The organism is Paraburkholderia sp. RCC_158 (assembly GCF_041355255.1).
GTDB classification, from domain to species: domain Bacteria; phylum Pseudomonadota; class Gammaproteobacteria; order Burkholderiales; family Burkholderiaceae; genus Paraburkholderia; species Paraburkholderia graminis.
This window is the reverse complement of the sequence record NZ_JBFUPM010000005.1, coordinates 46,696-68,067: the sequence shown is the minus strand read 5'-3', so window position 1 is coordinate 68,067 and position 21,372 is coordinate 46,696. Positions and strand designations below refer to the sequence as shown.

The following is a 21,372-nucleotide window of genomic DNA, read 5'->3' as shown; positions in this document are numbered from 1 at the left end:
CGTCCCGTCGCTACGCTGCACCGCTCTACGCCGCGCCGACGCTCGCGTCGTAATCCGCGTCCGTCTCCAACTCGCCGTCGTTCTGAGCAATCCGAAAGGTGCCTTTACCCGCGTTCTTCGCGCTGTACATCGCCTCGTCGGCACGCCGGATGAGACTGTCGACAGGTTCGTGCGGCTCGGCCAGCGCAATGCCGATGCTCGTGCCGAGGCTGATCGTGCCGCCCGTCGTGAGCGTATACGGTTTCGCGATTTCGCGGATCACGCGCTGCGCGATGGCGACAATCGCGCTCAGCGTCGCCTCTTCGACGATCACAGCGAACTCGTCCCCGCCGAGGCGCGCCGCGAATTCGCCGTGGCGCAGCGTCTGGCGCAGGCGCGCCGCGACCGTCTCCAGCACCTCGTCGCCGGCGGTATGGCCATGCCGATCGTTGACCTGCTTGAAGCCGTCGAGATCCAGGTACAGCACCGCCGTGCGCGTTTCGCGCCGCGTGTGACTCCGCAACAGGATTCGGTCGAGACACTCGCGCAGTTCGCGCCGGTTCGCGAGTCCCGTCAGCGAATCATGGCGGGCGAGATAGAGCACCTTGGCTTCGCTTTGGCGGCGTTCCGTCACATCCTCGATGATGACGACCGCGCTGCCGTCGGGCACCGGATTTCGCCGCAACTCCAGTTGACGCCCGTTGCGCAATTCGAGCGCTAGCGGCCGCCGTTTTTCCTGGAGCCAGGCGGTGCATCGTTCGACGAACTGCTGACGCAGCGCGTCGTCGAACTGCGCAAAACCGGCATGGCTGATGAACTCCGGCAGCGGCAAACTCAGCTTGAGCATATCGACGCTCGTGCCGAACAACTGCGCCGTGCGGCTATTCGCAATCACCACCTTGCCCGCGGGATCGAGCGTGCACAGACCGTGCGGCATGTGCGTGAGCGCGGCGTCGAAACGCGCCGCGAGTTCGGCGTGATTCTGCTCGGCGGTCATCAGCGCGACGAGCCCGCGGTAGTGGCGCCGCACGATGGACGTCATCGCCCCGACGTACAGAAGCAGCGGCGGCACGAGTATCCAGGAACCATCGGTCGGCGAGAGCAGCGCGCCGACGCCGATCGGTATCGACACCACGCATATCTGCGCGATCGCGAGGCGCGGTACCGCGGCGTTCCTCGACGCGACGCCGCCCAGGATGCCCGAGGCGACCATGATGGCGAGTGCTGCGAGCGTGGTGTCGGTGGTGCGCACGCAGCCCATCGTCCCGAGCCCGAGCATGAGGCTCGTCGCGACGCACAACGGCGCGTAGGCGGCGGCCCACGGGCCCGGATTCGCCGGTCCTTTGCGGCTATGCGCGACGTAAGCGTGGATGATGCTCAGGCGTCCTAGCAATAGCCAGACGTCGGCGAACAGCCAGACGATCGTCCAGGGCTGATGCAGGCGCACATAAGCCGCCGCGGCGACGAACGCGCTGGCGACGATCGACATGACAAGCGGCCGCCGGTTGTCGAAAAGCGTCGACAACAGACGGGCGCGGATAGACGGACACACGGCTGCGCCGAGTTCGGGCGGCGTCGCGAGGATCGACTCAGAAACGGAAAGATTGACTGCCATGAGGCCGCTCGAATCAGTGCGGGGCGGAGCTAGGTTCCTTGTCTTATCGGCGGACGACGGCGGTTCTTTATGGGGAATTGCCCGGAGGGGGATGGTTTAGAAGGGCACCGCGCTTCTGTGCCCACCCCCCGGTGGTAACATTTGTTGTCGCCTCTACAACCCTTCGCCGGACCATCGCATGCCAGACAGTTTCGACCAGCTCGCCGCCCTGATCCGGGCGCGCTTCTCCGAACTGAGTCCGCAATTCCAGATGGGCGCGGGCTTCCTGCTCGATCATCCGGACGAAGTCGCGGTCTCGTCGATGCGCAAAGTCGCCGAGCGCGCGCAGGTGCAGCCGGCGTCGCTCGTGCGTCTTTCGCAGCAGCTCGGCTTTCCTGGCTGGAACGAATTGCGCAACCTGTTCGTCGCACGCGTGCGCACGCGGCCCGAGCCGCTGACAAGCCGCGCGCGCTCGCTCGTCAAATCGAAAGACGCGCTCGCCAACGATCTGCTCGTCGCGCAGCAGCACAATCTCGAAGTCACCGCGGCGCACAACGGCCGCGCAATCGTCGAGGCGGCGCGGCTCTTGCGGCGCGCGCCGCATGTTCATGTCGCCGGTTTCCGCTCGTGCTACTCCGTCGCCTTCGGGCTCGTGTACGGCTATCGGTTCTTTCGCTCGTCGGTGTCGCTGCTCAACGGCGAGGCCGGCACGCTGGAAATGCAACTGCGCACCGTGGAGCGCGACAGCGCCACCATCGTGATCAGTTTCGCGCCGTATTCCGTCGAAGCCGCGCGCGTCGCCGAAGCCGCGCTCGAAAAGGGCAGCAAGCTCATTGCGATCACCGACAGCGCCGTGTCGCCCATCGCGCTCAATGCGGACAAGGTGTTGATCTTCTCGCACGAAAGCCCCTCGTTCTTTCCGTCGCTCGTGGCGGCCACGGCCATCGCCGAATCGCTGGTCGCGCATCTGCTCGCACTCGAAGGCGCCGACGCCGTCGAGCAACTCGGCATCGCCGAACAATCGCTGCACGCGAAGGGCGCTTACGTGCCTTGATTTCCGTTCCTCGACGACCGGTGGTGCCGTTTTATCCTGTTTGACAACAAATGTTGTTTCAACGTATAAATGCGTACCGATTGTTGAGTGAGCGGGAGCGGTGCGATTCATGCGAAATCTGGAGGTGGTGGAGATAAAAGGCGAGCCGTATGAAATCGGCTACGCCCTCGGCGAACTGGCAAGGCCCGTGTTCGCCGATTACATGGCACAAAGCAGTGCGTGGCGCGCGGTCAGCCGATGGCGCGGCGCGTCCTTCGTAGCGGCGCTGCGCGACGCGGCCCGTGTCCACTTTCCCGCGTTGCTGGTCGAACTCGAAGGCATGGCGGCGGGCCTGCGCTGGCCTGTCGAAGACGTCCTGCTATGGAACTGCCGCGGCGAACTGATTCATCACGCGCCGGACGGCTGCACGACGCTCGCCGCCATTGAAGCCGATGCACGTGTCATCGCCCATAACGAAGACGGCGATCCTTTCCTGCGCGAACGCTGTGTATTGGTCGACGTGCAGCCCATCGGCAAGCCGGGCTTCGTGAGCTTCTATTATCCAGGCTCGCTGCCCGGACATACGTTCGCGGCGAACCGCGCCGGCCTCGTGCAGACAATCAACAACTTGCGTATTCGCACGCCCACGGTCGGCGTGCCGCGCATGATTCTGGCGCGCGCCGTTCTCGACGCCGGCTCGCTCGACGAAGCGCTGCACACGCTGCGCACTGCGCCGGCTGCGAGCGGCTTGCATCACACGCTCGGTTGCGCCGGAGACCCGCGCGTGTTCAGCGTTGAGGCCACCGCGCAGCGCTGCTCGGTGCAAAGCGTCGGCACGCGCGCCGGTCACGCGAACCATATGATTCACGCGGGCTGCGAAACGCAGGCGCAGATCGTCACCGAGTCGTCGCGCGACAGGCAGCTTCGCGTGGATGCGCTGTTGCGCGCCGCGGCCGGTCCGCTGAATGGAGACGCGTTGCTGGCCATGCTGCACGATCGCGCGGCTGCGGGCTTGCCGGTCTATCGCGACGATCCCTCCGATCCCGACGACGAAAACACGTTGGCCACCGCGCTCTTCGAAATCGGCAATGCAGGCGTGTCGATGCAGGTCGTGCGCGACGGCCAGCGCGTCTTCGACACGTTCATTCCCCGCACGGCGCCTCAGTCCGCTTCCTCATCGAGCGCCGCCATTCTTCATAAGTGAAAGCCATGTCCACCGTATTTCATCGTTCGCCGAAGCAGTCGTTGCCGATTGCCGTTGCCGGCGACGGCATCGAGATCATCGACTCCACCGGCAAGCGCTATATCGACGCATCGGGCGGCGCCGCCGTGTCGTGCCTCGGCCACAGCAACCAGCGCGTGATCGACGCGATCAAACGGCAGGCGCAACAGTTGCCCTACGCGCACACGTCGTTCTTCACGACGCAGCCCGCCGAGGAACTCGCGGACCGGCTCGTCGCCGCTGCGCCGCAAGGTCTCGAGCACGTGTATTTCGTGTCGGGCGGCTCGGAGGCAATCGAGGCCGCGCTGAAGCTCGCGCGGCAATACTTCGTCGAAATGGGCGAGCCGGGCCGGCGTCATTTCATCGCGCGGCGGCAGAGTTATCACGGCAACACGCTCGGAGCGCTCGCGATTGGCGGCAACGCGTGGCGGCGCGAGCCGTTCCTGCCGATGCTGATCGAAGCGCATCACGTGAGCCCGTGTTACGCATATCGCGAGCAGCGCGCGGACGAAACCGACATCGAATTCGCCCAGCGCCTCGCCGATGAACTCGAGCAGAAGATTCTCGAACTCGGCGCCGATTCGGTGGCGGCTTTCGTCGCGGAGACAGTGGTCGGCGCGACGGCGGGCGCGGTGCCGCCGGTGCGCGAGTACTTCCGCAAGATTCGCGCGGTGTGCGACCGCTATGGCGTGCTGCTGATTCTCGACGAAATCATGTCGGGCATGGGCCGCACCGGCTACCTGTACGCATGCGAGGAAGACGGCGTCGCGCCGGACATCCTGACCATCGCCAAGGGACTCGGCGCCGGTTATCAGCCGATCGGCGCTGTGCTCGTGAGCGAGCGGATCTATCGGGCTATTGTCGGCGGAACGGGCTTTTTTCAGCATGGCCACACGTACATCGGTCACGCGACCGCTTGCGCCGCCGCGCTCGAAGTCCAGCGCGTGATCGCCGACGACAAGCTCTTGCCCAACGTTCTCGCGCGCGGCGAGCAATTGCGCGGGCTGTTGCGCGAGCACTATGCGAAGCATCCGCATATCGGCGACGTGCGTGGGCGCGGACTTTTCGTCGGCGTCGAACTGGTCAGCGACCGCGAAACCAAGGCGCCTTTCGACGCAAGCCTGAAGCTGCATGCCGCGATTCGCCGCGAAGCATTCGCGCGCGGCTTGATGGTGTATCCGATGGGCGGCACGGTCGACGGCAAGATCGGCGATCATGTGCTGCTCGCGCCGCCGTTTATCTGCACCGCGCGCGACATCGACGAAATCGTGAGCCGCCTCGCCGATGCGATCGACGGCGCGCTGGCCGCGATCTGAGCGCAGGCCACGCCCGCTGCGATTGCCTTCATTTTCACCAGAGAGAGAAAGACCACCATGACCGAGCGCCTGCCCGCCTTCCAGCTATCCGATGCGACGCCCGAACAAAAGGCCGTTCTCGACGAGATTTTGTCCGGGCCGCGCGGCAACCTGAACGGACCGTTTCTCGGCTGGATTCATAGCCCGGAACTCGCGCAGCAGGCGCAGCGCCTGGGCGCGTTCTGCCGCTATCGCACGGGCTTGCCGCTGCGTCTGTCCGAACTCGCGATTCTCGTGACGGCGGCGCGCTGGCAGGCGCAGGCCGAGTGGTACATCCACTATCCGATTGCGCTCGAAGCGGGCGTGCGCGAAGCCGACGCGGAAGCGATCCGCAACGGACTGCAGCCCGACTTCGAAGACGCGGACGACGCGCTTATCTACGACTTCGCAAGCGAACTGTACGACACGAAGCGCGTGTCCGACGCGACGTATGCGAGGGCGCTCGCGCGCTTCGGGCATGAGGTCGTGATCAATCTCGTCGGGCTTCTCGGCTACTATGCGCTCGTCGCGATGACGCTCAACGTGTTCGACATGCGCGCCAACGGGCAACAGAGTCTGCCGTTCGCCGAATAGTTTTTTTCGTCGGCAGCGGGACGGCTTGGCGGCCGTATCGCGCCAGGCCGTCGCGCGCGCATGGACACCTTCACGGCATTGGCACACGGAACCGCCTATGATGAAGGTCGGTCCACGTCCGCGCCCGTCACGCAGCGCCGCACTCGCGACCGACGCCTCAAGCCGCGGAAACCTCGGGCTGGACCGCCGCGGCGGTACTCGCGATCAGTCGTGCAGCGTGCGAAGCAGGGCACAAACAGGAGAGAACGATGAAGCGCAAGGCATCAGCAGTCTGGCAAGGCGGTCTGCAAGACGGCAAGGGCTCCATTTCCACCGACAGCGGCGTCCTCAAGGAGACTCAATATTCGTTTTCCACGCGCTTCGCGGACGGCATCGGCACGAATCCGGAAGAGCTGATCGCGGCCGCGCATGCGGGCTGCTTCTCGATGGCGTTGTCGGCGGAACTGGGCAAGGCGGGCATCACGCCGGAACGTATCGGCACGACCGCAACCGTCTCGCTCGACAAGGACGGCGGCGGCTTCACGATCACCGCCGTGCATCTGGACGTCGCGGTGAAAATTCCCGGCGGCGACAAGGCTGCGTTCGACAAAGCCACCGCGGACGCAAAGGCGGGCTGTCCCGTGTCGAAGGTGCTAAACGCGACCATCACGATGGACGCGAAGCTCGAAACCTGAGCGGACCTCGGCACGCGGTTAGCGGCGAGCGATGCCGGCGCGCATTGCATCGCCTCGCCGCGCTTCAAAACTTCCCGGCAACCCGCGCCGCAGTGCCGGCATCTTGCGCCGGCGCGGCGCTTCTCAATGGCATCCGCGATGAAAAACCAGGCCGAAAAAGCGGCGCAATTCCAGGCGCTGCACGCAGCGCAAGAAGCGTTCGTCATTCCTAACCCGTGGGACATCGGCTCGGCGCGGCTGCTCGCGCTGGCCGGCTTCAAGGCGCTCGCCACCAGCAGCGCCGGCTACGCGTTTTCGCGCGGCTTGCCGGATAACGCAGTAGGCCGCGCGCAGATGATGGTGCACCTCGCCGAAATCGCGCACGCCACCGATCTGCCCGTCAGCGCCGATCTGGAGAACGGCTTCGGCGACGCGCCCGAGGAGTGCGCGAAGACCATCCACCTTGCGGCGCAGGCGGGCGTGGTCGGCGGCTCGATCGAAGACGCCACCGGCCGCGCCGACGAACCCATCTATCCATTCGAGGCCGCCGTCGAGCGCGTGCGCGCCGCGGTGGAAGCCGCCCGCGCGCAGCCGTTTCCCTTCACGCTGACGGCGCGCGCCGAGAACTACCTGTGCGGGCGCCCGGACCTCGACGACACGATCCGCCGCCTGCTCGCCTATCAGGAAGCGGGCGCCGACGTGCTGTATGCGCCGGGGCTCAAGACGCGCGAGGAAATCGCTGCCGTGGTGAACGCACTGGAACGTCCCGTCAACGTGTTGATGGGCTTGCAAGGCGTGCTGCTCAGCGTCGATGAATTGCACTCGATGGGCGTGCGCCGCGTGAGCGTCGGCGGCTCGCTGGCGCGCGCGGCGCTCGGCGCCTTCTTGCGCGCCGCGCATGAGATTCGCGACGAGGGCACGTTCAATTACACGAAGGACGCGGCGAGCGGCAATGAACTCAACGAGTCCTTCGCAACGGCCGAGCGAAAGTGGCCGACGCCGGGGTGAAGGCACGCGTAGCATCACCAACTCATCCAGTGCCCTGGTCGCCCTCAGATGGGTCGCACGAAGGCCGCGGATACACCCTGCTGGAACTCCGAGGAGAGGTTGCGCGAGCGTGCGATTTCCCTGGTGAGCTGCATGACCGTGCGGCAAGCCAGCGTCAGTTCGCCATGGGGCGACATAGCTAGCGCGATAAAGCGCGGCACGGCCGGCTCAACCACCATCGACGCCTGCAGCCGGCATTCCTTTTGCAGGTTGGCGATGGCGTAAGGTCCGAGCAACGCGTAGATGCCGCCATCGGCCACCATGTGTCCCTGCAGGCTCAAAGAGTCAGCTTCTGCCGCGAAGTTAAGGGACACCCGGCGTTCACCAGCAAGTTGCTCGAGCCGGTCGCGCCAGCTATTGGGGCGGCAGAAAAACACCAGAGGAATCCCGTCGAGCCTGGAAAACTCGACCGTGGAGTCTTTGGTCAACGGATCGCCTTCCGCGCCGACCAGGTAGGTCGCCGCCTCAACGAGATACTCGTCACCGTTTCTCGGCGTCGGGCTGTTTCGAAAAAGGATGGCGAGATCGACACTGCCTTGTTCCAGCCAGGTTTCCAGCAACGCACCTTGACCTTCGCGCACCTGTAATTGCACTAGCGGATAACGCTCTCGAAGGCGATGGTAAAGCGTGCTGACAAGGGGATGAGCGGTGGACGGCAAAATCCCGAGTCTGACCACCCCGATTGGCTCTCCCGCCGTACTGCGGATGTCGTTGGACAACTGTTCCGTACTGGCAAGCCACGTCCTCACGCGCGGGGCAATACGCGCGCCCAGCTCGGTCATTACCACGCCTCGCCCGGTGCGCTGAAACAAACGGCCGCCGCAGTACTGCTCGAGCTCGACAATCTGACGGCTGATATGCGGCTGACTGGTCCCGTAAGCCACGGCAACCTTGCTCAGGCTCCCGAGTTCTGCCGCGTCGATAAATAGCTTCCAGGCCGCGTAGTCCACCGCTCAGGTTCCCAATCGGATATGTCAAATCAGTATAGCTGAAATGTATCCCTAGGCAGTTCTCGCATGAGTCGGCCGTCCCTACACTGCAACGCATGCACCGTTGTTCCAGCTTGAGGCGACACGAGCAGCGGGCTCTCCTCTGCGAAAGAGGAGCGGAAAAGCTCACATTTGGAGACGTCATGAAAGCGATCGATCTGCGCGGTTTGGTCCCGGCACCCGTTACGCCCTTCACCCGCGATGGAGCGGTGGACCACGCAGCAATTCAACGGCTGGGCGCCTGGCTTGGCAGCATCGAAGGCGTAAAAGGTTTGACGGTTCTCGGTCACGCAGGCGAAGGCACGTTCCTCACGCAGAAAGAACAGGCCGAGGTTATCCGGAGCTTCGTGAAATCCGTTGACGGCAAGATCCCGGTCATCGCCGGCATCACGCTGGAAGGCACCGAAGTGGCCGTCGAAGAGGCGAAGCGCGCGGTCGAGGCGGGCGCGTCGGCCGGTCTCGTGTATCCGTCGCACGGCTGGCTGCGCTTTGGTTACCAGAAGGGCGCCCCGCAAGACCGCTACCGCGCCATCCACGAAGGCAGCGGCCTGCCGCTCATCCTGTTCCAGTACCCGGACGCCACCAAGGCGACCTACAACCTCGAAACGCAGTTGGAGATCGCCGCGCAACCTGGCGTCTTTGCGATGAAAAACGGCGTGCGCAATATGCGTCGCTGGGACGTTGAAATTCCGATCATCCGTCGCGAGCGGCCGGAACTGCAAATCCTGACCTGCCACGACGAGTATCTGCTCCACACGATGTTTGACGTCGACGGTGCGCTCGTCGGCTACGGCAGCCTGGCCCCCGAGCCGCTCATCGAACTGATCAAGGCAGGCAAGGCGAAAGACTACAGGGCGGCTCGCGCGATCCATGATCGGCTGCTGCCCGTGACGCGCAATGTGTACCACCGTGGCTCGCATATGGAAGGCACCGTTGCACTCAAGCACGGCCTCGTGGCCCGCGGCATCCTCGAGCACGCCACGGTGCGCTCGCCGTTGCTGCCGCTCGCGGAAGGCGCGGACGTTGAGATCGCAGACGCGCTTCGGTCGGCGGGCCTCGTGGACTGACAGGAGGAAGCGGCGAACCAGCAGCCGTTATGACGATAGCGAAGCGCCTTCTTGCTTCGCTGTCAGCGTTGAGCAGTAACGGCGGCACGCGAAACCTCGTTTCGCGCGTCGCCCATAACAGGATCGGCAAACGACCAGAAAGCTCCGACGTCGCGACACGATAACGAAGAAACGCGAATCGGTGCTTCAAGACAAGAAGAAAATCGAGGGCCCATAAAATGCACCTTTCCAGGAGACAGCATGAACACCCCTTCGACCGCTTATAGCGACGCCGTTAGCCACACGCAGAGCGAAACGCGTCCCATGAGCGAGCAATTGCGTGCGGCGAATCTGCTGTTCCGCATCGAGAACGTGCCGTTCTGCAAGTGGCACACGAGGGCACGTATCGTCATGGGCAGCGCGACGCTCTTTGACGCATTCGACGCGCTTTCGCTTGCCTTCGTGCTTCCCGTCCTGGTCGGTCTTTGGCATCTTTCTGCCCGCCAGATCGGTGTGCTGATCGCCGCCGGTTATCTCGGGCAAGTCGTAGGAGCGTTGGTTTTCGGTTGGCTTGCCGAACGTATTGGACGGGTGCCGAGCGCCACAGTAACGGTGGGTGTCATGTCGGTAATGAGCGTCGTGTGCGCCTTCACCGGCAGCCTTCATATGCTCTTTTTGATGCGCTTTCTGCAAGGTATCGGAGTGGGCGGAGAAGTGCCCGTGGCCGCAACGTACATTAACGAACTGTCCCAGGCGCATGGCCGAGGACGGTTCTTCATCCTTTACGAACTCATTTTTCCGTTGGGTCTCCTTGCGGCCGCGCAGCTCGGTGCGTTCATCGTCCCGCGCTTCGGCTGGGAGTACATGTTCCTGATCGGCGGAATTCCCGGCATCGTCGTAGCGATCCTGATTGCACGCCTTCCAGAATCGCCGCGCTGGCTCATTTCAAGGGGACGTTTCGATAAGGCTGAACGTATCGTCGAGCGTCTGGAGGCCAGCACGAGAAAGCGCAACCTCGATACGCGGACGCAAAAGGCGGAGGTCGACGAGCGCGTGGTGGGTCTTTTGAACGGACTCGAGTCGAAGCAGAAGGGAACGTGGAAAGAACTCTTCTCGCCGTTCTACCGGGGACGCACTGTCGTCGTATGGTTGCTCTGGGCGAGTTCTTATTTCGTGGCGAACGGCATCAACAACTGGCTGCCGAGCCTCTACAGGACGGTCTACCATCTGCCGCTGCAAGAGTCGCTTCACATGGCGTCGATCTCGAATGTCCTGAGTACGTGCGGGGTGCTCGCGTGCGCGTTGCTGATCGATCGAGTGGGGCGCCGCCGCTGGGCAATGGCCTGCTTTGTCATCAGCGGAATTCTGCTCGCCGTTCTCGGCATTCATGGCGCTGGCAGCGCATGGTCGGTGATGCTGCTGGGATCGTCGGCCTACGCGGTGATGGCAACTACAACGGTTCTTTTATACCTGTACACGCCTGAAATCTACCCGACCCGGATGCGCGCGATCGGCACGGGTCTCGCTACTTCCTGGCTGCGAGCAGCGTCTGCCGCTGCGCCAGCGATTGTCGGCGTCGTATTGACAGGGAAAGGCATCGCGGCGGTATTCATTATGTTTGCCGTGGTCAGTGCAGTGGGCTTCCTCGTCGCCGGCCGAATGGTGGAGACGACCAATCGCGCGCTCGAAGAGATTTCCCCGTAGCCAACTGCACTGCTGACGGCTCCTTCCTGAGATGACTCAAGGGAAGGAGCTTCCTCGCTCGTCACACCGTTAGCTTCAGCGACGTGCTTGCAACAAGCGCTACGGATTCATGGTGGTCCATCAGTAGTACTGAGAGGACGACCGTGGAAAAGGTCGCTCATAAAACAATGAATGGAGACAACCGAAATGAAAAAGGCACAACGGGTCATGGTCCGCCTTCAAGCGCGGAAAGTTGCCGGTACGCTTGGAGTGACGGCGATTTTCTGCTCCGGTCTGGCATTCACTCCTGTCGACGCACGGGCAGATAGCGGCTCACAGGTCCAGCTTTATGGGATCGTGGGGACCTACGTCGGAAGCGTCAAGCGTAGCGACACGCCGCAATCTACTGCGCTGATGGGAAGCGGCGGACTTACCACTTCGTTCTGGGGAATCAGCGGCAAGGAAGACCTTGGCGGCGGTGTCAGCGCCATCTTTGCCCTTGAGAGTTTTTTCCAACCGCAAAACGGCGCGCAGGGTCGCAGCGCGGCGGACCCGTTCTGGTCACGCAATGCGTATGTGGGCTTCAAGGGCGACTTCGGCCAGTTGACCTTCGGACGGCAAAGAAATCCGACGTATACCGCAGAATCGATGGTCAATCCGTTCGGATCGTCGACCGTCTTTTCTCCGCTGGTGCTGCAGACATTCGTGACGAACTATGGCGGCACGATCATCGGAGATACGGTGTGGAATAACACGGCCAAATACACGACGCCAAACTACAGAGGCTTCGGCGCGACCGTAATCTACGGTCTCGGTGGCGTCGCGGGTTCGCCTGGCATCGGTAATGTCGGTGTTCACCTGAATTATCAGGGACACGGCCTCACGGCAGTACTGTCCGGCCAACGCGTACGGTACACCGCGGCGGGGCCGGTGGGCGCGCAGTACGCCTATCTCGCGGGTGCAGCGTACGACTTCAAGGTCGTGACGCTGTTTGGGGCGTGGGCGATGACCAGCGACGTGAGTACACCTACTGGTAGCCACACGTACGAGGCCGGTTTGTCGATTCCCTTTTCACCTGCTGATTTCCTGCTTGCCGAGTGGGCACGCACGCAACGATCCGGGCGTACGGCTGCGACCAACAGCCTTCGCAACACGGCGTCTCTTGGTTACGACCACGTCCTGTCCAAACGGACGGACATCTACGCGATCTACTCTTACGACAAGCTGAGCGCGCACCCCACTGGCAATACTTTTGCGGTCGGCGTTCGTCATACCTTCTAACCTGACCTGGTCCGCATTACCTGCTTGATGGGACCCAGCGCGCGCCATTCCTCCCGGTCCGATAGGGAACGCGCACTGCGGGGCAGAAACGACGAAGCCTGGAAGGTGTTTGTGGAGAAAGGCGCCCACTATTCTTGAGACAGGCGCTGCGGCCGCTATCGAGCCAGGTAGAAATCCATGGGGATAAGTTCAACGGCCCATCCGCCTTCCTCGCCCAGAGTGGCGGCCGGGTGCATGGACGCGATGCGCAACGCCTCGTCAAGGCTATCTGCTTCGATGATAAACAGGCCGCCCACGACTTCCTTCGACTCGGTGTACGGTCCATCGGTCACTTGCGTTTTGCCACTGCGCGGGCGAAGTGTCCTCCAGCCGTCCAGATCGCCAAGCGACGCGGAAATCAGAACCTTGCCGGTAGCACGCATCTTCTCGTCCAACGCGGGGCATCGGCTCACCAGTTCCTTGACGTCGTCCGGTGGCATCGCGGCAAACCTTTCGGGGGTGAAGTAGGCCAATCCGAGGTATTTCATAGGAGATCCTTTGAGTGGGTATGTACTGACGACGAAGCTGATGGTCGGGAATCGACAATGTTTTCGGAAAATTTTGTGGCAGGTCCTGCCAACGTCGCCGCTTCGGGTCATAACGTTCGCGGTCGCCAGACGCTTGGCCATGTCGAGTGGCAGGCGCATCACGAGGCGGGTCTGCGCCTGCGCGGTGAGTTCGAGGCGACCGCGACGCCCGTGACTTCGAGATAGACCGCGCCCGACTCGAACAGCTCTTCATACAGCCGCCACGACGTCTTCCCGTCGTCCGACTCGTAGCAATCCAGTGTGGCTGTCGTGCCCATATGCAGTTCGTCAAATCCGGCGCAAAGTCAGGGAATGACGTCGCAAAACGCTGAAAGTTTGCTGTTAGTTAAGTACTCAGGTTATGTCTATGCTTTGAAGGCCACACCCTGAAACACCCCGCTGGGCCGAGTGGCATCCCAATCCTTTTGCGGGAAAGGAAAATATGCCGCTCAATACATCGTCGCTGCTCGCGCCCGATGGTGCGCGCAGGCTGCCTGCTGTCTCCGTCGTCGTCTGCCTTCTAGGTCTTTCGTGCGCCGCGCCGGTGCTCGCCGCCGGCGTCCTGCCGCAAGGCGGCGCCTACGTAAGCGGCAGCGGCTCCATCTCGACTTCCGGCAATACACTGACCGTCACGCAACCGGGCTCATCGCGCGGCGTGATTAACTGGAACAGTTTCTCGATCGGCAAGACCAATACCGTCAACATCGACAACGGCGCGGGCGCGACGCTCAATCGCGTAACAGGCGGCACGCCGTCGATGATTCTCGGCAAGCTCAACGCAACGGGCAGTGTCTACCTGATCAACCCGCAAGGCGTGGTGGTCGGTCAGCAGGGCGTAATCACAACAGGCGGGCGCTTCGTTGCCTCGACACTCGACACCGACAACGAATCGTTTATGGCCGGCGGTCCTCTCACGTTTTCCGGTCAGTCGACGCAGCGCGTGGTGAATCTCGGCAACATTGGGTCGACCAACGGCGATGTGCTGCTTATTGCGGCGAGCGAAGTCGACAACTACGGCAACATCAGCGCGCCGAACGGCACCGCCGAGATCGCGGTAGGCAACAAGGTGCTCTTGCAGGACTCGTCGAGTTCGCAACAGATGTTCGTGCAGACGGCGAGCGGCGGCGCGATCGTCAACACGGGTGCAGTGGAAGCGGCGCAGGTGAACCTTCAGGCCGTCGATGGCAACATCTACGCGCTCGCCGGCAACGCCGACGTCTTGCGCGCGACCGGCACCGCTTTGCGCGACGGTCACGTGTGGCTCGTCGCCGGTCCGAGAGGACAGGTGATTCTCGCGGGCAACATCGCCGCGAAGAACGCGGACGGCAAAGGCGGCACGGTCGATATGGACACGGGGCTCTTCACCTTCTGGGGCGACTTCGCGAAGGTCGTGGCGGGTCAGTGGAACGTCAGGCTGCCCACCTACACGTTCGACAACGGCGCATCGCGCTCCTTCACGCGAAGCCTCAACGACGGCACATCCATTTCGATGACGACCACCGGCGCGAACGGCCAGAGCGGCGACCTCGTTGCTGATCAAAGCATTCAATGGACCGGCGGCGCATCGCTCGCGCTGAACACGGCGCATAGCCTGACAGTCAGCCCGGGCGTCACGTTGAGCAACCAGGGCAGCGGCGCGCTGACACTGCGCACGGACGCGGCGAGCGTGAACAATGGCGGCAGCCTTACGAACAACGGCACGATCGACTGGTCGCGAAGCACCGGCACGGTGAGCGCGCTGTATGACATGAACGGCAGTTATTCGCCCGGCACCCTGCTCGCGAACAGTGCGTGGGTGGCGCCCGACTACAGTGGACTGGTTACGCAGATCACCGGCTACAAGCTGGTCAATACGGCGCAGGATCTTCAGAGCATCGAGAGCGATATGAACGGCAACTACGCGCTCGGCCACGACATCGACGCGACGGGTTACGCGTTCAAGACGCTCGGCTTCGCGAGCAAGACTGCGTTCACCGGGCAGTTCGACGGCATGTGGCATAGCGTGTCGAATCTCCATCCAGACATCTCGTTCATCAGTGATGTTGCCGCAAACGCCGTAGTGCGCGACGTCAGCCTCCTCAACGCGTCAGCGGGATATTCACTACCGTCCGGACTGTTCGCCGGCATTCTTGCCATGAGCAATCACGGCAAAATTATGAATACGTTTACGTCGGGCGTCATCGGCCCGCAGTCCAATTTCTCGACCACGTCGATGGGCGGCCTCGTCGGCACCAATTATGGAACGATCGGGCGTTCCGGAAGCAGTGCCAGGGTCTACCACGGCAGCGCAGGTGGCGGTCTGGTCTATGACAATCAGGGAACGATATCGCAGTCCTACGCTACTGGCATCGTGTACGCGGTTGCGTCGCGTGGCTCATCCGCCGGGCTTGTACACGACAACAGCGGAACGGTATCGGAGGCGTTCGCGACAGGCGGCGTCTACTCAACCCTGCGCGGTGGCGTCTGCATATCTTGCACCGGTCTTGGCAGCGACGTGTACTGGAATACCGAAACGACAGGAGAGGCCCAGAGCGGCGGGAATCTGCCCGCTTCGAACGGACTGACCACTGCGCAGATGAGCGACCCAAAGAGCTTCGTGGGCTGGAACTTCGGCAGCGATGGCGCGTGGGCGATGCCGGCCGGCGCGACGCATCCGGTGCTGCGCTGGCAAGTCGAACATTGAAGTTTGATCGATGCCGCCAGCCGTCGGCGCCCTCCGGCGAGTCCCAAGGTGCGACCGATACCGCGACGCTGTTCGACGCGCTCATCGTTCGTCAACGGTGCATTCAGCGACGCTACCGCCTGATTTTCCAACCCCCCTTTGAGCGAGGCACGAACGGATCCACGTATGGAACCGTTCGCGACCTCACCTTCACGTAGGACAGGCCGAACATTCGGCACCAAAGGGGCGGAAGAATCGACCGTCAGGCGCTTTTCTTCGCAGCGGCCGGAAACGGCAAGCTGTGAAGCCGTTCGCCGGTGGCTGCAAAAATCGCATTCGCGACCGCGGGTCCGACCGGCGCGACACCCGGCTCGCCGACACCCGTGGGCGCCTCGCCCGAGGGCACGATATGCACTTCGACCTTGGGCATCTCGGCGATTCGCAGTACCTGGTAGCCGTCGAAGTTGTTCTGCTCGACCTTGCCGTCCTTCAGCGTGATCGCGCTGTGCAACACCGCGCCGAGACCGAAGCCGATCCCGCCTTCCATCTGTGCAGCGATGATGTCGGGATTGATGGGCGTACCGCAATCCACCGCGCAGACGACACGCTCTATCTTCACGTTACCGTCCTTGTCGACGGAGACTTCCGCAACCTGCGCGACGAACGTCTTGAACGCCTCGGCCACCGCGATGCCGCGTCCGCGGCCTTTCGGCAACGGTTTGGCCGGGTCCCAGCCCGCTTTTCGCGCGGCGAGTTCGAGCACGGCCCGCATGCGCGGTTCGTGCGCGAGCAGATCGCGGCGGAACACGAACGGGTCCTTGCCTGCTGCATGGGCGGCTTCGTCAATGAACGCCTCGACCGCGAACGCCGTGTGCGAGCTGCCGACCACCCGCCACCACAGCACCGGCACGCCGGTCTGCGTGGTCGTCAGTTCGACCGAGATGTTCGGAATCGCGTATGCCATGTTGGCGGCTCCCTCGACGGAGGTCGCGTCGATGCCGTTCTTGATCATGGCGCTCGCGAACGGCGTGCCGCCGAGGATCGACTGGCCGACGATCCTGTGCCGCCAGCCGACCAGCTTGCCGTCCGCGCTCAGGCCCGCGTCGAGCTTGTGGAAGTACATCGGCCGGTAGAAGCCGCCGTGGATGTCGTCCTCGCGGGTCCACTGCAGTTTGACGGGCGTGCCGTTCGCGCCCAGCGCCCTGGCGATCGACACGGCCTCGACGATATAGTCCGACCGCGCGTTCGCACGCCGCCCGAAGCTGCCGCCCGCATACAGCGTGTGAATCTTGACCTGCTGCGGGTCGAGCCCCGCCGTGCGCGCGGCATTGCCCTGGTCGACGGTCTGGAACTGGTCGCCGGCCCAGATCTCGCAGCTATCGGCGGTGAGCTTGACGACGGCGTCGAGCGGCTCCATCGGCGCGTGAGCAAGGTAGGGGAACGAGTAGGTGGCGGAGATCTTCTTCGCTGCGCCCGCGAGCGCCTGCGTCGCATCGCCGTCCTTGCGGGCGGATGCGCCGGGCTGTTCGGCGAGCTGCCGGTATTCGGCCATGATCGCGTCCGAGCTGCGCTTCTCGGCCTTCGAATCGTCCCATTCGATCTTCAGGGCGTCGCGGCCCTGCTTGGCCGCCCAGAAGCCCTTCGCGACCACCGCTACGCCGCCCGGCACCTGCACGACCGAAACCACGCCCGGCACGGCTTTCGCAGCCGACGCGTCGAACGATCTGACCGTCGCGCCGAAGAGAGGCGGACGCTGCAGCAACGCGACCAGCATGCCGGGAAACGTCACGTCGAGCGTGAACTGCGCGGTGCCGTCGGTTTTCGGAGGGACGTCGACGCGCGGCGCCTGGTGGCCGATCAAACGAAAGTCTTTTGGCGATTTGAGCGCGACCTTGTCCGGCACCGGTAGCCGGGCCGCGGCCGACGCGAGCGAGCCGTAGGTCGCGGTCCGGTTCGTGGCCGCGTGATGAACGCTGCCGTGGCGCGTCGTCAGCTCGGACGCGGGCGTCCGCCACTGCGCGGCGGCGGCGGAGACCAGCATCGCGCGCGCTTTCGCTCCGGCTTCGCGCAATTGCATCCACGAGTTGGCCATCGCCGAACTGCCGCCCGTGCCCTGCATGCCGAACGCGAGATTCGCGTAGCGCTTCGCGTCGGCGGGGGCGCTTTCGACGCGGACGTCCTGCCAGTTCGCATCCAGTTCCTCGGCGACGATCGTCGCGATGCCGGTGTACGCGCCCTGGCCCATCTCGACGTGCTTCGCGATGACGGTCACGCTGTTGTCCGGCGCGACGCGCAGGAAGGCGTTGGGTGCGAACGCCGCCTCGGGCGCCGTGGCGGCGAGCGCGCGGCGGCCCGTACCCGCCCATTCGAAGCCGATGGTGAGGCCGACTGCCGCGACTGCGCCGGCTGCTTTGAGGAAGGTCCGGCGCGACGGGCGCACGGCATCCGGGAGATCGAGATCGGTCGTCATGGTCAGGCCTTCAGGGTGGCGGCGGCTTCGTGAATGGCCGCGCGTATGCGGGCGTAGGTCGCGCAGCGGCACAGATTGCCGTTCATCGCGGCGTCGATGTCGGCGTCGGTGGGCGTGGTGTTGCGTTCGAGCAAGGCGGTCGCGGACATGATCTGACCAGACTGACAGTATCCGCACTGCGGCACCTGCAGCTTGACCCATGCAGCCTGGATCGCTTTCGCGGGCCGGCTTTCGATACCTTCGATAGTCGTGATGCGCTTACCCGCGACGGCGGCGAGCGGCAGCACGCACGAACGCGTGGCTTCGCCTTCCAGATGAACCGTGCAGGCGCCGCATTGCGCCATGCCGCAGCCGAACTTCGTGCCGTGCAGACCCGCGTTCTCGCGAATCGCCCAGAGAAGCGGGGTTGTGGGATCGGCATCGAGCGTAACGTTCTTGCCGTTCAGGACAAACGATGTGGACATGGAACCTCTCCGTGGGGAAGGCCCGAACTTGGCGCCGGGTGTACGCGGCAGTGTGACCGAGTGCGTGCCGTTGCGCTTACACAATCCTGCAAAATTATTGAACAATGCTGCAAATGGAGCAGCACAACCCTCGTTGCGCGGCAGCGCCTGGTTATGCTCGGTTCCGTCAACGGAGCTCAACGCGCATGAAACAGAATTCTTCCTGGCTGGATGCTTCGGCGTCGCGCGAAACGGCACGCCGCGAGCTGGCCGCGCTCGTCAGCCGCTTCGCGCCCGTGGACGGCGCGCATCAGACGGCGATTCCCTCGCTGGCGTTCTACCGGTACTCCACGCCCGTCGATCTCGGCTGCGGCGTGGCGAGCCCCGCGTTGGTATTCGCGGCGCAAGGCGCCAAGCGGGTCGTGGTCGGAGGGCAGGCTTACGACTACGATCATCTGCATTGCCTCGTGACGTCCGTCGATCTGCCGATGACGTCGCGGGTCACGCGAGCGTCGTCCGACGCGCCGTACCTGTGCGTGAAGCTCGCACTCGATCCGCAGTGCATCGCCGAACTGGCGACGCAAGTGCGTCTGCCGGAACCGGGCGCCGCGTCGGCGGGCGAAGGCATCGCGGTCGGCTCGCTGTCGGCGCCGGTTTTCGATGCGGCGCTGCGGCTCGCGCGATTGCTCGATACTCCGAATGACATCCCGGTTCTCGCGCCGCTTATCGTGAAGGAGCTGCTCTATCGGCTGATGACAAGCGAGCAGGGCAAGCGGCTGCGGCATATCGCCGTCAACGGGAGTCCGACGAACCGGATCGCGCGGGCGATTGAGTGGATCCAGAATCACTACACCGAGGTTTTGCGGATGGAGATGCTCGCGCAGCACGTGAACATGAGCGTGTCGTCGCTCCATCACCACTTCAAGAACGTCACGACGCTGAGCCCGCTGCAATACCAGAAACAGTTGCGACTGCAAGAGGCCCGGAGAATGTTACTTGGGCAGAACGGCGATGTTGGGTCGGTGGCGATCAGGGTCGGGTATGACAGCCCTTCCCAATTCAGCCGCGAATATAGCCGGTTGTTTGGGGCGCCTCCACTTCGCGATGTGGCGCAGCTAAGGCGCCGGAACATGGTGGGGTTCGGAGAGTAGGCTGGCGACGGCTGAGTCCGTCCGTATTGGAAAAGCAGGTAGATCCAGACCGTCACGCATTCCCTTAAGCCCGCCCACCCTGATGCACGCGGGACCCATATTTACGTGCCGTGTTCTGATTGAGCCATCGCGTTTTTTGCAATCGAGGTCAACGGTTATCTGATTCCGTCACGAGCCAAGCACTTCGATGCCTTCCAGGACTCCTGCACCGACACAGATATGCTTGATCTCCGTGAAGTCCGCTAGCGCGTCATAGCCGTGCAACCGGCCCAGTCCGCTCTGCCGATAGCCGCCAGTTTCGGCCTCTGCGAACAACCTGTTGTGGTCGTTGATCCAGACGGTCCCATCACGCAGCGCACGCGCAATCCGGAAAGCCCGAGCCGAGTCGTGGGTCCACACGCTCGCGGACAGGCCAAAAACGGTGTTGTTTGCCTTTTCAACGGCTTCCTTTTCGGTCTCAAAGGTCTCTAACGTGACGAACGGGCCAAAGATCTCGTCCTGGCAAAAGAAGGCGTGAGGATCTCCGTGCTCGACCAGTGTCGGTGACAGAAAGGCGCCCGGTCCGCTCGAAGTCCCGCGCAAGAGCACGCGATCTGCAAGGTCACACGCTCGTTCAACCGTGGTCTGGACGGCGTCGCGGGACGCAACATCGATCAGCGCGCCAATGTCGGAAGCTGGATCGATCCCTGGGCCAACCTTGAGGCTTGCGAGTGCTTTGACGAGTTCGTCTCGCATTTGGTCCGCCTTTGACACATGCACGAGTATTCGCCGTGCAGCGGTGCATTGTTGTCCGGAGATGATGGTCGCGGCCCGGGCAAGACGAGGTGCAATGGCCTTAACGTCGCTGTCCTCGAAGACGAGACAACACGATTTGCCGCCTAGCTCAAGCGACAATCGCTTCATGCTGTCTGCAGCGGCGCGCATGATTCGCTTGCCGACTTCCGTCGAACCCGTAAAGCTGATCACATCGACATCGGCGGACTCGACCAGTCGCGCAGCGGCTTCTGCGCCGTTTTCGAGAAGCAGATTGACAGCACCGGCGGGAAGCGCCGGCTGGTCGAGACAACGGATCATTGCCGCGGTGATCAATGACGTCTGGGCAGCCGGCTTGACGATGGCCGTGCATCCGGCAGCGAGGGCGGGCGCAAGGGACCGCACGAGCAGCAGGGCGGGAGCGTTCCACGGCACGATGATCGCAGCAACGCCGGCGGCCTCGCGCAACATCGTCGAGATGGTGCCTGGCTCGGGCTCGATGACGTGACCGGCAATGTGGCGCGCGAGTCCCGCGTAGTAGCGCACTTCGGAAATCGCGGCGCGTATTTCTCCTCGCGCCTGCCCAATAGTCTTGCCGTTTTCACGCGTCAGCAATTCCGCTAGCGGTTCCACCGACAACTCGAGAGCTTGCGCCCAGCGAAGCAGAACATCCTGACGTCGACGGGCATCCTGTGCCCACGTTGTGTGATCGAACGTATGGCGGGCAGCCGCGACGGCGGCGTCCGCGTCTTGCGTGTTCGAGCTGACGAACCGGCCGAGCGTCTCTCCGTTCGAAGGATCGGAGCTTGCGAGCACGGGCTTGCCGGCCCATTCGCCGGCGATCCAATTCATAGCGTCTCTTTCCATTTAAC

Annotated in this window: 18 protein-coding genes; 11 read left to right on the top strand and 7 right to left on the bottom strand. The window is 63.5% G+C overall.

Annotated features, from left to right (window positions below; genetic code table 11):
• Positions 1 to 25 precede the first annotated feature (25 nt).
• Positions 26 to 1,594, bottom strand: coding sequence for a sensor domain-containing diguanylate cyclase (locus AB6809_RS11860; RefSeq protein ID WP_029965732.1), 1,569 nt, complete (start codon positions 1,592 to 1,594; stop codon positions 26 to 28).
• Between the two features lie 178 nt (positions 1,595 to 1,772).
• On the opposite strand from AB6809_RS11860, the gene AB6809_RS11855 reads away from it, so the two are divergent.
• The 6 genes from AB6809_RS11855 (at position 1,773) to AB6809_RS11830 (ending at position 7,417) form a co-directional block, all read left to right on the top strand.
• A complete protein-coding gene (locus tag AB6809_RS11855) occupies positions 1,773 to 2,627 on the top strand; it encodes a MurR/RpiR family transcriptional regulator (protein WP_006046906.1) in 855 nt (284 codons plus the stop codon).
• A gap of 109 nt (positions 2,628 to 2,736) precedes the next feature.
• Positions 2,737 to 3,810 (top strand): C45 family autoproteolytic acyltransferase/hydolase, encoded by a 1,074-nt coding sequence (locus AB6809_RS11850; RefSeq protein ID WP_371026727.1) that lies wholly within the window; start codon positions 2,737 to 2,739, stop codon positions 3,808 to 3,810.
• Positions 3,811 to 3,815: 5 nt separating this feature from the next.
• The gene (locus tag AB6809_RS11845) at positions 3,816 to 5,144 is read left to right on the top strand and encodes an aspartate aminotransferase family protein (protein WP_029965726.1); all 1,329 of its coding nucleotides are present in this window, start codon (positions 3,816 to 3,818) and stop codon (positions 5,142 to 5,144) included.
• A 57-nt stretch (positions 5,145 to 5,201) separates the two neighbouring features.
• Entirely contained in the window at positions 5,202 to 5,756 is a 555-nt protein-coding gene (locus AB6809_RS11840; RefSeq protein ID WP_006046909.1) for a carboxymuconolactone decarboxylase family protein, read from the top strand.
• A gap of 248 nt (positions 5,757 to 6,004) precedes the next feature.
• The gene (locus tag AB6809_RS11835) at positions 6,005 to 6,430 is read left to right on the top strand and encodes an OsmC family protein (RefSeq protein ID WP_029965723.1); all 426 of its coding nucleotides are present in this window, start codon (positions 6,005 to 6,007) and stop codon (positions 6,428 to 6,430) included.
• Between the two features lie 138 nt (positions 6,431 to 6,568).
• A complete protein-coding gene (locus AB6809_RS11830; protein WP_029965721.1) occupies positions 6,569 to 7,417 on the top strand; it encodes an oxaloacetate decarboxylase in 849 nt (282 codons plus the stop codon).
• A 44-nt stretch (positions 7,418 to 7,461) separates the two neighbouring features.
• Here AB6809_RS11830 and AB6809_RS11825 read toward each other — a convergent pair whose 3' ends face one another.
• A complete protein-coding gene (locus AB6809_RS11825; protein ID WP_029965719.1) occupies positions 7,462 to 8,406 on the bottom strand; it encodes a LysR family transcriptional regulator in 945 nt (314 codons plus the stop codon).
• 182 nt (positions 8,407 to 8,588) lie between these two features.
• On the opposite strand from AB6809_RS11825, the gene AB6809_RS11820 reads away from it, so the two are divergent.
• From AB6809_RS11820 to AB6809_RS11810, 3 genes are all read left to right on the top strand, one after another.
• Positions 8,589 to 9,512 (top strand): dihydrodipicolinate synthase family protein, encoded by a 924-nt coding sequence (locus tag AB6809_RS11820; protein WP_029965717.1) that lies wholly within the window; start codon positions 8,589 to 8,591, stop codon positions 9,510 to 9,512.
• A 240-nt stretch (positions 9,513 to 9,752) separates the two neighbouring features.
• Positions 9,753 to 11,195, top strand: a complete 1,443-nt coding sequence (locus tag AB6809_RS11815; protein WP_029965716.1) for an MFS transporter — start codon at positions 9,753 to 9,755, stop codon at positions 11,193 to 11,195.
• A gap of 186 nt (positions 11,196 to 11,381) precedes the next feature.
• A complete protein-coding gene (locus AB6809_RS11810; protein WP_029965715.1) occupies positions 11,382 to 12,455 on the top strand; it encodes a porin in 1,074 nt (357 codons plus the stop codon).
• 155 nt (positions 12,456 to 12,610) lie between these two features.
• Here AB6809_RS11810 and AB6809_RS11805 read toward each other — a convergent pair whose 3' ends face one another.
• Both AB6809_RS11805 and AB6809_RS11800 read right to left on the bottom strand, forming a co-directional pair.
• On the bottom strand, positions 12,611 to 12,982 hold the full coding sequence (locus tag AB6809_RS11805; protein WP_029965714.1) for a YciI family protein: 372 nt from the start codon (positions 12,980 to 12,982) through the stop codon (positions 12,611 to 12,613).
• Between the two features lie 158 nt (positions 12,983 to 13,140).
• On the bottom strand, positions 13,141 to 13,299 hold the full coding sequence (locus tag AB6809_RS11800; RefSeq protein ID WP_307259019.1) for a hypothetical protein: 159 nt from the start codon (positions 13,297 to 13,299) through the stop codon (positions 13,141 to 13,143).
• 164 nt (positions 13,300 to 13,463) lie between these two features.
• Between AB6809_RS11800 and AB6809_RS11795 the strand changes: the two genes are divergently transcribed.
• On the top strand, positions 13,464 to 15,704 hold the full coding sequence (locus tag AB6809_RS11795) for a filamentous hemagglutinin N-terminal domain-containing protein (RefSeq protein WP_029965713.1): 2,241 nt from the start codon (positions 13,464 to 13,466) through the stop codon (positions 15,702 to 15,704).
• A 241-nt stretch (positions 15,705 to 15,945) separates the two neighbouring features.
• On the opposite strand, the gene AB6809_RS11790 is transcribed toward AB6809_RS11795, so the two are convergent.
• Both AB6809_RS11790 and AB6809_RS11785 read right to left on the bottom strand, forming a co-directional pair.
• Positions 15,946 to 18,153 (bottom strand): xanthine dehydrogenase family protein molybdopterin-binding subunit, encoded by a 2,208-nt coding sequence (locus AB6809_RS11790; protein WP_029965712.1) that lies wholly within the window; start codon positions 18,151 to 18,153, stop codon positions 15,946 to 15,948.
• A 2-nt stretch (positions 18,154 to 18,155) separates the two neighbouring features.
• Positions 18,156 to 18,617 (bottom strand): (2Fe-2S)-binding protein, encoded by a 462-nt coding sequence (locus AB6809_RS11785; RefSeq protein ID WP_029965711.1) that lies wholly within the window; start codon positions 18,615 to 18,617, stop codon positions 18,156 to 18,158.
• Between the two features lie 185 nt (positions 18,618 to 18,802).
• Here AB6809_RS11785 and AB6809_RS11780 point away from each other — a divergent pair, with 185 nt between their 5' ends.
• A complete protein-coding gene (locus AB6809_RS11780) occupies positions 18,803 to 19,747 on the top strand; it encodes an AraC family transcriptional regulator (protein ID WP_006046917.1) in 945 nt (314 codons plus the stop codon).
• Between the two features lie 168 nt (positions 19,748 to 19,915).
• Here AB6809_RS11780 and AB6809_RS11775 read toward each other — a convergent pair whose 3' ends face one another.
• Positions 19,916 to 21,367 (bottom strand): aldehyde dehydrogenase family protein, encoded by a 1,452-nt coding sequence (locus AB6809_RS11775; protein WP_029965709.1) that lies wholly within the window; start codon positions 21,365 to 21,367, stop codon positions 19,916 to 19,918.
• Positions 21,368 to 21,372: the final 5 nt, after the last annotated feature.

Bases quoted from the DNA above. Each gene is read 5' to 3' on its own strand.
- AB6809_RS11805 (WP_029965714.1), bottom strand. From the start codon at position 12,982: ATGAAATACCTCGGATTGGCCTACTTCACCCCCGAAAGGTTTGCCGCG.
- AB6809_RS11830 (WP_029965721.1), top strand. From the start codon at position 6,569: ATGAAAAACCAGGCCGAAAAAGCGGCGCAATTCCAGGCGCTGCACGCA.
- AB6809_RS11835 (WP_029965723.1), top strand. From the start codon at position 6,005: ATGAAGCGCAAGGCATCAGCAGTCTGGCAAGGCGGTCTGCAAGACGGC.
- AB6809_RS11810 (WP_029965715.1), top strand. From the start codon at position 11,382: ATGAAAAAGGCACAACGGGTCATGGTCCGCCTTCAAGCGCGGAAAGTT.
- AB6809_RS11860 (WP_029965732.1), bottom strand. From the start codon at position 1,594: ATGGCAGTCAATCTTTCCGTTTCTGAGTCGATCCTCGCGACGCCGCCC.
- AB6809_RS11795 (WP_029965713.1), top strand. From the start codon at position 13,464: ATGCCGCTCAATACATCGTCGCTGCTCGCGCCCGATGGTGCGCGCAGG.
- AB6809_RS11785 (WP_029965711.1), bottom strand. From the start codon at position 18,617: ATGTCCACATCGTTTGTCCTGAACGGCAAGAACGTTACGCTCGATGCC.
- AB6809_RS11775 (WP_029965709.1), bottom strand. From the start codon at position 21,367: ATGGAAAGAGACGCTATGAATTGGATCGCCGGCGAATGGGCCGGCAAG.
- AB6809_RS11790 (WP_029965712.1), bottom strand. From the start codon at position 18,153: ATGACGACCGATCTCGATCTCCCGGATGCCGTGCGCCCGTCGCGCCGG.
- AB6809_RS11840 (WP_006046909.1), top strand. From the start codon at position 5,202: ATGACCGAGCGCCTGCCCGCCTTCCAGCTATCCGATGCGACGCCCGAA.
- AB6809_RS11780 (WP_006046917.1), top strand. From the start codon at position 18,803: ATGAAACAGAATTCTTCCTGGCTGGATGCTTCGGCGTCGCGCGAAACG.
- AB6809_RS11800 (WP_307259019.1), bottom strand. From the start codon at position 13,299: ATGGGCACGACAGCCACACTGGATTGCTACGAGTCGGACGACGGGAAG.
- AB6809_RS11845 (WP_029965726.1), top strand. From the start codon at position 3,816: ATGTCCACCGTATTTCATCGTTCGCCGAAGCAGTCGTTGCCGATTGCC.
- AB6809_RS11815 (WP_029965716.1), top strand. From the start codon at position 9,753: ATGAACACCCCTTCGACCGCTTATAGCGACGCCGTTAGCCACACGCAG.
- AB6809_RS11855 (WP_006046906.1), top strand. From the start codon at position 1,773: ATGCCAGACAGTTTCGACCAGCTCGCCGCCCTGATCCGGGCGCGCTTC.
- AB6809_RS11850 (WP_371026727.1), top strand. From the start codon at position 2,737: ATGCGAAATCTGGAGGTGGTGGAGATAAAAGGCGAGCCGTATGAAATC.
- AB6809_RS11820 (WP_029965717.1), top strand. From the start codon at position 8,589: ATGAAAGCGATCGATCTGCGCGGTTTGGTCCCGGCACCCGTTACGCCC.